We start from the raw sequence: 11,837 nt of genomic DNA, 5'->3' as shown, positions 1-11,837 counted from the left end.
GGTACAGGTGTAGTAATGCCTTTCTTATAATTCTTTACACATTCAAGTTTAAACTGCCATGTATACTTCATATAAAAACCCTCCTTACTGGCTTATTGTCCAGTTTGGAGGGTACATATCATTTCTTAAGTTTTATAAAATTTAAATAAAATTTAAGAAAAATGTCGTTTTTTATTCATTTATTAAAGAATTGCTTAATTAATAACTTTTAAATGTAATAAATCAAACATTTGGTGTAAAAAGATGTCATATCTCGATATAAGAAATTTGATAAAATAAATGGGATTGATAAGTCAGGGTTGATTATGAATTATTATATTTTGTTTGTTCAGATGCAGAATCAGGATGTACTTGTATCCTTATTAGAGAGGGAAGGATTAAAGGCATACAGTCCGAAATTTGAGTACTATCGAAGAGATATAGATGGACTTGCTCTGAAAGCTTTGTTTCCTGGTTATGTATTTGTGGAAAGCAATCTGGATCAGGTTTCTTTTTATTCTTTAATACAGAATATGGAAGTGAAAAAAGGACTGATCAGAGAACTTCGTTATAAAGGGACTTCTGCTTTAACAAAAGAAGAAATTGCGGTACTTAAACGTTTATTGGACGATAAAGGAATTTTAAGAATGTCTTATGGACATTTAGAAAATAAAAAATTAGTAATTGATTCAGGTCCTTTAGTTGGATTTGAAGACTATGTGACCAAAGTGGATCGTCATAATCGTTTATTGTGGTTAGATCTTTATTTCTTTGAAAATCAACAATGGAAATCAGGCATTACAGTAAGTGAGTAAACATTTAAAAGAAGAGACAGGTTTACCGCCTTCTTTCAAGTGTGGTCAATAGTGTAGTAGATGGGCTCTTTTCCCTGTATTTAGGGGGAAGAGTATTTTTTAGTGAAAGGAAAAGAGAATGAATCAAGATTTTATGAATGTGAATTCCTGGCAAGAGGAAGATAAAAATGAAGATGTAGAAATTGATTTAGTGGAAATATGGCAGGTTATCAAAAAACAGTTTGGTTTACTGGTTGTCATTGTGATTTTATGTGCCATTTTAGCCGGTGTGATATCAAAATTCTTTATTGCACCAAAATATACATCCAGTTCCACTATATTTTTAACTCCTTCTATTAGTGAAAGTGGGGTTGTGGATTATACATCTCAGACTTCAAATGAAAAACTGGTTAATAATGTAATGGCTTTACTTGTACAGGATAATATACTATCGGAAGTGGCAAAACAAACGGGTATGGAATCCGTTGAAGATCTTAGAGATCAGATTGAAGTTTCTAATGATACAAATACAACACTGGTAAAGGTGGAAGCCACTACATTGGATCCTAAATTATCAAAAAATATAGTCAATTCAATGGTAAATGTATTTATTGATACAATGCAGGAAAACTTAAATCTGAAAAATATTGAAATTGTGGATAAGGCAAAATTGTCTTATGAACCAAGTGGTCCTAATGTAAAGAAAAATATTTTAATCGGAGCTGCTGCTGGTTTTGTGATCGATGCTTTGATTGTGGTTTTAAAAGTATTAACAAATACAAGATTAAAATCAAAAGAAGAAGCAGAAAAATATTTGAATTTACCGGTATTCTGTGAATTACCAGTGATAAAGGATTAATATGATCGATATTCATTCACATATCGTATGGGGATTGGATGATGGTATGCCAGATGAAAGTGGAATGAGAAGTGCTTTTCAGATGGCAAAAGAAGATGGGATCAAAATTATATGTTCCACTCCTCATTTTATTGGAAATCAGCTGAATAAAGATAAATTTAAGGAAGTTAGAAATAGACAGAGAGAAGCCAGAAAGATATCAAATGAATATGGAATTCAGCTGGCTTTTGGTTGTGAATTGTTTTTAAATGCAGATGTATATCAGCTTTTAGAAGAAAATGTATTTGAATCGTTAAATCAGAGTCGATATATATTGTGTGAATTTGATGTACGAAAAGACATTCATAAAATTGAAGATTTTAATGAATATTTATATGAAATTGAAGTAAAAGGATACGTTCCATGTATTGCTCATGTGGAACGATATTTTCAGGATGGTCTGGATCTTGAAATTATAGAAGACTGGAAAGAAAAAGGATATGTCTTTCAGGTGAATCGTTCTTCTTTATTAGGAATTCATGGAAGTACAATTGAAAAGAATGCATGGGAACTGTTAAAAAAGGGATATGCACATGTGATTGCCAGTGACTGTCATAGAGCCAGTGGTCGAAGAGTTTCTGTGTTAAGTGATGTATATGAAAAAGTAGAGAAGAAAATGGGTAAGGAAAATGCAGAGCTATTGATGGTGGAAAATCCATATGCGATCTTATCCAACAGGGATATAAAAGAAATGAAGCCAAAGAAAGGTTTCTTCAGGAGGAAGAGTTGATGGCAAAGAAAATCAATCAGTTTGATCTGGATGAAGTCTATAGACAGTTAAGGACCAATATAGAATTTTCAAGAATGGATGAAAACATTCAGGTGATCAATACGGTCAGTACCAATCCAAATGAAGGAAAAAGTACGATCGCATCCAATCTGGCAAGAATCTGTGCGGATAAATATCGAAATGTACTGTTGATTGATTGTGATCTAAGAAACAGTACACTGCATAGAATGTTTAAAACAAGCAATGTGACAGGATTGTCCAATCTATTGTCCCATTTTGATGAACATACAAGCATAATTCAAAGTGAAGAATTAAAAGTGCTGCAGACCAAAACAGGACGACAGATGTATTTTTTATCAGCCGGATCCAGAGTTCCTAATCCTCTGGAACTGTTAAGCTCCAATCGGTTTGCCAGATTCTTACAGGTAGCCAGACAGGAATTTGATTTTATCATAATCGACTGTCCTCCAATCACTGCCTGCTCGGATGTGATTCCAGTGGCCAATGCCAGTGATGGAACCCTGTTTGTGGTTTCTGCTAAGGATACCGATAAAAGAAGAGCTCGAGAAGCAGTTAGAGACCTGCAGCGAAATGGAGCCAAACTGATGGGAGTGTGTCTGACAAAAGTAGAAGATTTTGAACAGAAACACTATAACTATTATGGTTATGGTGAAGATGAGCCCAAAAAGAAAAGAAGGAGATCAAAATAAATGAAAAAGCTGATTTTATGTCTGATTTGTCTGTTTTCTTTATGTGCCTGTCAAAGCGGAATCGAAGCGACTTTAGAAGACAGTGTCATTGTTGCGATGGACGATTCCAATGTCAGTAAAGAAGAAATTACTTCTTTATCAAAGGAAGAAAAAAAAGGGAATTATTATATTATATTTGAAACGGCTACGGGTCATTATGAATACAAAATTGGTAAAGATGGTCGAATTAAAGATAGAGACTATCAATCCATTGCCAATGAAAACGTAGAAGAAGAAAAGAAAGAGGAAGAAGAAGTTCAACCGGAGCCTGAAGAAAAACCAGCCGAAGAAAAACCAGCCGAAGAAAAGAAAGATGAAATTTCTGAGGATGCAAAACAGAGAGCCTTGGAAGCTGCCTGTATCAATATGGGAATTGATACAAGCGCTCCTCAAAATGTTCAGGTAACGATGGAAGAAGGTCAGCTGGTGGTTCGCTTTGATTTTGGAGAAGGAGTAACCTATGTTACAACCGTAGATCCAAATAGTTTTGTCGCAACTTCTTCGTATTCAATCTAATGAAAAAGTTATTAAAGAATCCAGGAACGTATATCAGTATCATCGTACTGATTTTAAGTATTGTATTTTTATTTAAGATCATACAGATCGATATCCTGCCAATAAAAATCTTAGTGCCACTATGTGTGGCCTTTTTATGTGTCTGTTTATTAAGCGTACTGTTGTGGGTTAAGGCAAAGAAACTGTTCACAAAAATCATTGCCTGTATCTTATCGATTGTATTGATCTTTACTTCCGGATTTGGAATCAAATATATTACAGAAACAGTGGATTCCATTATGAAGATTTCAACTAGCGATACAAAGACAAAAAAGATCATCAGTATCTATGCTTTAAAGATGAGTGCAGTTAAGGAAGAGAAAGATCTGAAGGGAAGAACGATTGGAATCCTGACAAACAACAATCGAGAAAATGTCGATATCTGTCTGAATAAACTGAACCAGGAAATCGAGATCAAAGAATATACATCTTCGATTGAACTGGTAAAGGATTTTAAAGGACAGGCCATTGACTGTATCTGTATCGATCAGATGTATCTGGATACCATTGAAGACTATGAAGGCTTTGAGAATTTTGAAGACGATATAAGAGAAGTATACAGCTATATCTACTATGTCGATAAGGAAAATACTGTAGAGGATATTGATGTCATCAAAGAACCATTCAGCGTACTGATCAGTGGAATCGATACAAGAACAGAAGGCTTTGATGATGGAGATTCCAGAAGCGATGTCAATATGGTCATTACCGTCAATCCGACAACGAAACAGATCTTTATGTTGTCCATACCAAGAGACTATTATGTCACAACGGTATGCGATGCTTCGGCAGGATGCGGAAACGGACAGAAAGATAAGCTGACCCATACCGGATGGCATGGAGTGGCAACAACGGAAAGAACCATTGAAAATCTGCTGTCCATTGAAATCAACTATAACGTAAGAGTCAATTTCAAGACGGTAAGAACCATCGTAGATCTTTTGGATGGAATTGATATCTATTCTTCACAGACCATTGAAAATGTTGGGAATGGGAATACAACATGTACCGTTTATGAAGGAAATAACCACTTAAATGGAGAATGCGCATTGGGATATGCCAGAGAACGATATGCCTACAGCGACGGAGACCGACAGAGAGGAAAGAACCAGATGCAGGTATTGACCGCCATTATTAAAAAGATGGTTTCTCCTGCCTTATTAAGTAATTTCTCTGAAATCATGGAAACGATGTCGGATCTCATTCAGACCAATATGGATATGAATCAGGTTTTTGCCCTGGTTAAACAGCAGTTAAATGAAGGAGGATCCTGGTCAATCTATACGTACAGTTTAAATGGATCGGGAGGAACCGACTTTGCGTATGAACTGGGAGACTATGCCTATGTCATGTATCCGGATGAAACAACGATCAATAATGCCAAAGCGGATATTCAATCCATCATGAATGGAGAAACACCTCCCTATGTCAATTCAAAAGATGCGACATCTGAATAAATAAAAAAAGAGAAGAGAAGGAATTTGAAGTGAATAAGATAAGTAAGGTAGAAATCATATGTGAAATGATTCTGACCTGTTTATTATTATATATTTTTCAGTTTAATATCTACTGGAGAAAATATTTACTGGCTTATTTTGTGGTCCAGTATATGAGTGGAAGATATAAAGGAAATTCAATACTGATATGGGATGAGATCAACTTGCTGATCAAATCCCATATCCTGTATTTTGTCTTCTGTTTTATCATTGCACCACGTACCATGTATACATTTTATTATGTATTAAAACTGATTCTGATGACTATTTGTTCTTTTATATTGGTAATAGTCTGTACAAGAACAATAAGAATCCGATTGAGAGATAGATATAAAAATCGCATCCTTGTGTTTGGGATTGGAAAAAATGCCAGAGAAGTAGAGAGAGTCATCAATGGGAATCGTTTTTCAATGATGGAAGTTGAAGCCTTTGTGAACTGCAATGAAAGTGAGAAGATCACTCATAAACAGGATGCATTGGTTAATGAAGATAAAATTATTTTCTTGAGAGATGTACAGGATTATTTAAAAAGAAACTGTATCGATTCCTGTATCTTTACCATTCCAGGACTATCTAAGAAAGAGATGAACTATCTGATTTCTTTAGTGGAAGATAAAGTAAACAACATCAAATATGTACCCCATATTGAAGGACAGTTTACGTTTAATTCAAAACCGCAGAACTTTGATGGACTGGTACTGGTCAATACATCCACAGGAGACAGTTCAATTGTGGATCTGTTTCTGAAACGATGCATTGATATAGCCGCTGGACTGGCTGGCTGTCTGATACTGATTCCATTAACGATCTTTGTCTGGATCTACAATCGAAAATGTAAGGATAAGGGACCAATCTTCTTTACACAGGATCGAATCGGAAAAGACGGGAAAGCCTTTAAGATGTATAAATATCGATCGATGGTCGTCGGAGCGGAAAAGATACTGGAAGAACTGATGGAAAACGATCCAGCTATTAAAGAAGAATATCTGACCAATAAGAAACTGGAAAACGATCCAAGGGTAACCAAAGCTGGAAACTTCTTAAGAAAAAGTTCACTGGATGAATTTCCACAGTTTATCAATGTATTAAAAGGAGATATGTCTTTAATTGGACCAAGACCTTATTTATTCAGAGAAATTGAAGATATGAAAGAATCCTATTCCACCATCATCAAATCCAAACCGGGAATTACAGGAATGTGGCAAACACATGGAAGAAGTGAAATTGGCTTTGATGAAAGACTGGAACTGGATGAATATTACTATCGTAACTGGAACATTGATTTAGATATACAGTTACTGGTACGTACTTTTAAAACCGTATTTCAAAAATTAGGGGCTAAGTAGAGAAGAGGTGACCTAGTGTGAATGTGGGGATTATATCAAAAGATCATTTATTATTGAATAAAATATCGGAGAAAGTTGATACATTACTCGATACATCAATTATTCAAAAATATAGTACTTTTGATAGTTTTTTAAAGAATAGGCGTAATTTTTGTATTGACTGTATTTTTATTGATTTAAGTTTAGAAAACTGGTTAGAAAAAAGTAAAGAAATTAAAGAAAAGTTTCAGAATATTGGAATCGTATTTGTGAGTGATGATCTACATGATTCTTATAAAGTATATGAAGTGGAACATATTTCATTTATATTTAAAGAAGATTTATCTTATGTAGAACAAGCTTTAAAATTATGTGAAAATCGGTTTCAGAACGAAAAATTTGTATATTTTAGCTGGAAAAGTACATTGATTGTACAGAAAGCTAAAGATATTTTATATTTTGAAAGAGATAAAAGAAGAACAATTATTCATATGAAAAATGGAGAAACGTGGATAACGTATAAACACATTGATGACTTTGAAGAAGAAGTCATTGAAGATTTTATACGGATACATGTTTCTTTTTTAGTAAACAAAAATCATTTTAAAACAGTTACCAGAGATAAAATTCAGTTAGTGGATGGAACATACGTACCCATCTCAAGAAAATACATGAAACAGTTCAAAGGTATGTATGAATAATGTCTATAGCTTTAAGTAAGGGAATAAGAATTAGTATTACAAAGTTACGTATACTATTCATGAGATGAATGGTATACGTATATATTTTTAATTAAGACCGAATGGTCTTTTTTTATGTGTATTTATAAAAGATATATATTTCAGTCATTTTGATAGTGATTTGATTCTACTATTCAAAATCCAAGTCTAAATATTAGAAAAGATAAAGGAGACTGGGTGAATGGGGTAAAAGGAAGAAGACATACCGCACCAGAGAGTGTGAAAGAAAAGAAGAATGCCCGAGAAGGCAGAGAGGATATGAAAGAAATGAATTTAACATTGTTAATTATGGCAGCAGGGATTGGTAGTCGATTTGGTGGCGGCATAAAACAGTTAGAGCCTGTAGATGCCAGAGAGCATATCATTATGGACTATTCCATCTATGATGCGATGGAAGCCGGATTCAACAAGGTTGTGTTTGTAATTAGAAAAGATCTCCTTGCGGATTTTGATGAAGTTATTGGTCAGAGAATGAAGAACAAGGGAATTCAGATAGAATATGCATTTCAGGAAATAGAAGATGTGCCTAAGAAGTACAAAGAAAAAACAATAAATAGAACTAAGCCTTGGGGGACTGGACAGGCCATTCTTGCAGCGAAGGATAAGATTCACGAACCATTTGTAGTTATCAATGCTGATGATTACTACGGTAAAGAAGGATTTGTGAAGCTGGCTGAATATTTAAAGAACGGTGGAAACTGTTGCATGGCAGGATTTGTTCTTAAGAATACATTATCCGATAACGGTACTGTTACCAGAGGCATCTGTGTTGAGGAAGATGGCTGGCTCAAAGAAGTTGTTGAAACAAAGGGAATCAGCAAGAACACAGAACTGGATATGGAAAGTTTAGTTTCCATGAATATGTGGGGGTTGAGACCAGAGTTCATGGATTTGCTTGAAAAAGGCTTTGTAGAGTTCTTTGAGAATGGCGGTCAGGGAGAATTCCTGATTCCGACTTATATTGGAGAATTGCTTGAGAAGAAGGCAATAGATGTGAAGGTGCTAAAGAGCAATGATACCTGGTACGGCATGACCTATAAGGAAGATGGTCCGACTGTTAGGAAGAACATTGAGAGATTGGTTAAAGAAGGATTATATCCGGAAGAGTTTTGATAAAAAACAACTCAAGCACAACACCTATCACCCACTAAACCTCTAATCCATAAAACCGCTCCGAAGGGAGCTGGAGAAGTAATAAAGGATAGAGGGATGCGAGGTAGATGGGTTTTGAAGTAGAGGAAGAAAAGATAAATGCGAGGAGAAGAGTAAAGATGGCAGAGAAGAAATTGAAAGTATGTTTAGTTGGTTCGTCTGGCGGGCATCTTACACATTTATATATGTTGAAGCCTTTCTGGCAGGATAAGGATAGATTTTGGGTTACATTTGATAAGGAAGATGCACGCTCTCTGCTTAAAGGAGAGAAGATGTACTCAGTTTATTATCCTTCTAACCGTTCTATAAAAGCCCTTCTTATCAACACATGGAGAGCATTGAAAATCCTGCCTAAAGAGAAGCCAGATCTCATTATCAGTTCTGGAGCTGCGCCTGCAATTCCGTTTTTTTGGATTGGTAAGCTGATGGGGGCTAAAACCATTTATATAGAGGTGTTCGATAGAATTGATGCTTCCACAATTGCAGGAAAACTCTGCTATCCAATAGCAGATAGGTTCATTGTGGAATGGGAAGAAATGAAGAAAGTGTACCCGAAGGCTGTGAACTTAGGAAGTATTTTTTAAGTTGTTGTAGAGGGAAAAGGGATAAAGAGATGATTTTTGTTACAGTAGGAACTCATGAACAACAGTTTAATAGACTTGTTGAATATATGGATAAATGGGCAGCAGAGCATGATGAAAAAGTAGTAATGCAAACTGGATACTCTACATATGAACCAAAGCATTGTGAGTGGAATAAGCTCTTCCCATACCAGAAGATGGTTGAGATGGTAGGGGAGGCAAGAATAGTAATCACTCATGGTGGGCCTTCCAGTTTTATCATGCCACTTCAGATTGGAAAGACACCGATTGTTGTGCCTAGACAATATAAATACAACGAACATGTCAACGACCATCAGGTTAAGTTTTGCAAAGAAGTAGAAAGCAGAATGGGCACCATTGTGGTTGTTGAGGATATAGAGAAGCTGGGTGGAGTCATAGATAGTTATGATGAAATCAAAAAAGAAGGAAAGAACACCAGCAATAACGCAAAGTTCTGTGAAGAACTGGATAGTATTGTTGATGAGATGTTTGAGGGGAAGAAATAAGAGATGAAGGAATTATTGATAATGGCTAAATCTCTTGGTGGTGGTGGATCCGAGGTTGCTCTGATTGAATTGATTAACGCTTTACCAGAAAACGAATATAACGTAACGCTTGTATTGCTTGACGTTGATAATGAATATGAATATCGGCTGAAGAAGAAAGTCAACATTATACAGTTGGAGTTCAAAAACCATTTTATTCATTCGCTTGTATCAATGTATGCATTTCCAGCTAAAGTTCTAAAAAAAATGTCTGTAAATAAATATTTGCCATATTACGATTATGTTGTAGAAAGTGTAATAAATAAGTTTAATAAAACCTACGATATTGCAATAGATTTTTATGGATATGGTTCGTTTACTACAGCATTTTTAGCTAGAAAGATTAAAGCAAAGAAAAAAGCTACATGGTTACATGACGAAAAAATCTATTGGCTGAAAAGTGTAGAGAATTATCTTCCAATATATGACAAAATATTTGGTGTTTCACAGGCTGTTATGGACGCTTTTTGCAGAGAATATCCAACATTCAAAGAAAAGGCGGCTGTTTTTTATAATGTAATCAATACAAATGATATCAAGCATAAGGCTGAAGAGAATGTAGACATTCAATTTAATAAGGACAAGTTCAATATTTTGACTGTGGGTCGACTTACAGAACAAAAGGGATATGATATTGCAATCTTTACGGCTTCAATTTTGGCTAAGCGAGGCATTAATTTTACATGGTATGTAATTGGATCGGGTAGAGATGAGAAAAAATTAAGAAAACTTGCTTATAAGACATATCATTTGGAAAAGCAGTTTGTTTTTCTGGGACAAAAGAAGAATCCATACCCGTATATGAAAAAATGTGATTTATATGTTCAACCATCTCGGCATGAGGGGTATGTAATCACCTTAGTGGAGGCACGAGTGCTCTGTTTGGCAATATTATCTTCAAATATACCCTCTGCCAAAGAACAGATTAAAGATGGAATGAACGGATACTTGACAGAATTGAATGGTAATTCTCTAGCCGATAAAATTGAGTACTTATATAAAAATCCCGTAGAGAGAAAAAAAACAATTGAATATTTACAAAATAATCCAATTGACTTTTCATCAGAATTAAAAAAACTAGAAACAGTATAATAAGGGGAATTTTATGGCAGAAAGAATAAAAGTGGCAATGATTACATCCTATTTTGATAGGAACGGCGTGACTTCACAGGTAATTAATTATGCCACTCATCTTGATAAAACAAAATTTGATGTTTCCATTATTGCTGGGGAACCATATGACAGTGGATATGAAAAACTTTGTGTTTCTCATGGTATTAAGTTACTTAAATTGCCAAGAAAACAAAACAATCCGTTTCATTATTATATTACTATATACTCCTATTTAAAAAATAATAAATTTGATATTGTACATGTGCATGGAAGTAGTGCGATTATAGCAATTGAACTTCTTATTGCTTTGCTTGTTAAGGTCCCAGCAAGAATTGCACATAGCCATAATACGACTTGCTCTCATCTATTTTTGCATAGGATACTTAAGAGAAGTTTGCAAAAGATATCAACATATTCCTTGGCTTGCGGAGAAAAGGCTGGAAAATGGATGTATGGTGATCGAGCTTATGAAGTGATTCCAAACGCATTTGATACAAAAAAATTTGCATTTAACTCAAAGAACAGAGAAACTGTCAGAAAGTTAATCAGTTCGGAATGCGGTATCATTATCGGGCATATTGGTAAATTTAATGATCAGAAAAATCAGAGCTACTTAATTCAAACTTTTGAGATATTGGCCTCTAAAGATAATACAGCCTTACTGCTTCTAGTTGGTAACGGTCCAGATATGGATACCATTAAAGAGCAGGCAAATCGAACTTCTTGCAGTAATCGTATTATATTCTGGGGCGAAACGGACAATCCCTCGGAACTGTATTCCGCTATGGATATTTTTGCATTGCCTTCAAAATATGAAGGACTACCAATTGTTTTACTTGAAGCACAAATATCAGGATTACCATGTATTGTTTCGGATAAGGTGACTTCTGAGGTGGATTTTGGCAATATCATCTGGGCGTCTATTGATGATGCGCCAAATACTTGGGCGGATACTATGCAAAATATAACAATAAAAAGTGATGAAGAACGAGAACATTATTTGAAAAATCACGAGCAACAGATAAATAAGTATAATATTTCTACAGCTGTGAAGAAATTAGAAAATATCTACATAAACCAAGTTGAACAAACACGAAGTAGGAATGAAACTACGATTGTATCGTGAGAAAAATATGGTGAATATACTAAAATGGTTCGT

At 34.9% G+C, this 11,837-nt stretch carries 13 protein-coding genes; all 13 read left to right on the top strand.

Annotation, left to right across the window (positions count from 1 at the left end):
- The first annotated feature begins 305 nt into the window (after nt 1-305).
- Nucleotides 306-794 carry a transcription termination/antitermination NusG family protein gene (locus FYJ50_RS08865; RefSeq protein WP_154461150.1) on the top strand — a complete coding sequence of 163 codons (489 nt, stop codon included), beginning with the start codon at nt 306-308 and terminating at the stop codon, nt 792-794.
- Between the two features lie 118 nt (nt 795-912).
- Nucleotides 913-1,632: a YveK family protein gene (locus FYJ50_RS08860; RefSeq protein WP_154461149.1), complete on the top strand. Its 720-nt coding sequence runs from the start codon at nt 913-915 to the stop codon at nt 1,630-1,632.
- Nucleotide 1,633: 1 nt separating this feature from the next.
- Complete coding sequence (locus FYJ50_RS08855; protein ID WP_154461148.1) at nt 1,634-2,401, top strand: tyrosine-protein phosphatase; 768 nt, start codon at nt 1,634-1,636, stop codon at nt 2,399-2,401.
- On the top strand, nt 2,401-3,111 hold the full coding sequence (locus FYJ50_RS08850) for a CpsD/CapB family tyrosine-protein kinase (RefSeq protein ID WP_154461147.1): 711 nt from the start codon (nt 2,401-2,403) through the stop codon (nt 3,109-3,111). Before FYJ50_RS08855 ends, FYJ50_RS08850 begins: the two co-directional genes overlap by 1 nt.
- Nucleotides 3,112-3,666, top strand: a complete 555-nt coding sequence (locus FYJ50_RS08845; RefSeq protein ID WP_154461146.1) for a hypothetical protein — start codon at nt 3,112-3,114, stop codon at nt 3,664-3,666.
- The gene (locus FYJ50_RS08840; protein ID WP_154461145.1) at nt 3,666-5,162 is read left to right on the top strand and encodes an LCP family protein; all 1,497 of its coding nucleotides are present in this window, start codon (nt 3,666-3,668) and stop codon (nt 5,160-5,162) included. Before FYJ50_RS08845 ends, FYJ50_RS08840 begins: the two co-directional genes overlap by 1 nt.
- Before the next feature lie 29 nt (nt 5,163-5,191).
- The gene (locus FYJ50_RS08835; protein WP_154461144.1) at nt 5,192-6,547 is read left to right on the top strand and encodes an exopolysaccharide biosynthesis polyprenyl glycosylphosphotransferase; all 1,356 of its coding nucleotides are present in this window, start codon (nt 5,192-5,194) and stop codon (nt 6,545-6,547) included.
- A gap of 17 nt (nt 6,548-6,564) precedes the next feature.
- Entirely contained in the window at nt 6,565-7,227 is a 663-nt protein-coding gene (locus FYJ50_RS10835; RefSeq protein ID WP_154461142.1) for a LytTR family transcriptional regulator DNA-binding domain-containing protein, read from the top strand.
- 216 nt (nt 7,228-7,443) lie between these two features.
- Nucleotides 7,444-8,379: a nucleotidyltransferase family protein gene (locus FYJ50_RS08825; RefSeq protein WP_338083011.1), complete on the top strand. Its 936-nt coding sequence runs from the start codon at nt 7,444-7,446 to the stop codon at nt 8,377-8,379.
- Between the two features lie 107 nt (nt 8,380-8,486).
- Nucleotides 8,487-9,002 carry a PssD/Cps14F family polysaccharide biosynthesis glycosyltransferase gene (gene pssD, locus FYJ50_RS08820; protein ID WP_235900959.1) on the top strand — a complete coding sequence of 172 codons (516 nt, stop codon included), beginning with the start codon at nt 8,487-8,489 and terminating at the stop codon, nt 9,000-9,002.
- Entirely contained in the window at nt 8,945-9,526 is a 582-nt protein-coding gene (locus FYJ50_RS08815; protein WP_205946499.1) for a glycosyltransferase, read from the top strand. Before pssD ends, FYJ50_RS08815 begins: the two co-directional genes overlap by 58 nt.
- 3 nt (nt 9,527-9,529) lie before the next feature.
- Nucleotides 9,530-10,657 carry a glycosyltransferase gene (locus FYJ50_RS08810; protein ID WP_154461138.1) on the top strand — a complete coding sequence of 376 codons (1,128 nt, stop codon included), beginning with the start codon at nt 9,530-9,532 and terminating at the stop codon, nt 10,655-10,657.
- Between the two features lie 13 nt (nt 10,658-10,670).
- Nucleotides 10,671-11,804, top strand: a complete 1,134-nt coding sequence (locus FYJ50_RS08805) for a glycosyltransferase family 1 protein (RefSeq protein WP_154461136.1) — start codon at nt 10,671-10,673, stop codon at nt 11,802-11,804.
- Nucleotides 11,805-11,837: the final 33 nt, after the last annotated feature.

The organism is Floccifex porci (assembly GCF_009696175.1).
Taxonomy (GTDB): domain Bacteria; phylum Bacillota_I; class Bacilli_A; order Erysipelotrichales; family Erysipelotrichaceae; genus Floccifex; species Floccifex porci.
The sequence above is the reverse complement of the archived record's forward strand: the minus strand, read 5'-3'. Positions and strand labels throughout refer to the sequence as shown.

What these genes read in the sequence shown, in the direction of transcription:
- FYJ50_RS08805 (WP_154461136.1), top strand. Translation starts at nt 10,671, where the DNA reads ATGGCAGAAAGAATAAAAGTGGCAATGATTACATCCTATTTTGATAGG.
- pssD (WP_235900959.1), top strand. Translation starts at nt 8,487, where the DNA reads ATGGGTTTTGAAGTAGAGGAAGAAAAGATAAATGCGAGGAGAAGAGTA.
- FYJ50_RS08860 (WP_154461149.1), top strand. Translation starts at nt 913, where the DNA reads ATGAATCAAGATTTTATGAATGTGAATTCCTGGCAAGAGGAAGATAAA.
- FYJ50_RS08850 (WP_154461147.1), top strand. Translation starts at nt 2,401, where the DNA reads ATGGCAAAGAAAATCAATCAGTTTGATCTGGATGAAGTCTATAGACAG.
- FYJ50_RS08865 (WP_154461150.1), top strand. Translation starts at nt 306, where the DNA reads ATGAATTATTATATTTTGTTTGTTCAGATGCAGAATCAGGATGTACTT.
- FYJ50_RS08840 (WP_154461145.1), top strand. Translation starts at nt 3,666, where the DNA reads ATGAAAAAGTTATTAAAGAATCCAGGAACGTATATCAGTATCATCGTA.
- FYJ50_RS08845 (WP_154461146.1), top strand. Translation starts at nt 3,112, where the DNA reads ATGAAAAAGCTGATTTTATGTCTGATTTGTCTGTTTTCTTTATGTGCC.
- FYJ50_RS08815 (WP_205946499.1), top strand. Translation starts at nt 8,945, where the DNA reads ATGGGAAGAAATGAAGAAAGTGTACCCGAAGGCTGTGAACTTAGGAAG.
- FYJ50_RS08810 (WP_154461138.1), top strand. Translation starts at nt 9,530, where the DNA reads ATGAAGGAATTATTGATAATGGCTAAATCTCTTGGTGGTGGTGGATCC.
- FYJ50_RS08855 (WP_154461148.1), top strand. Translation starts at nt 1,634, where the DNA reads ATGATCGATATTCATTCACATATCGTATGGGGATTGGATGATGGTATG.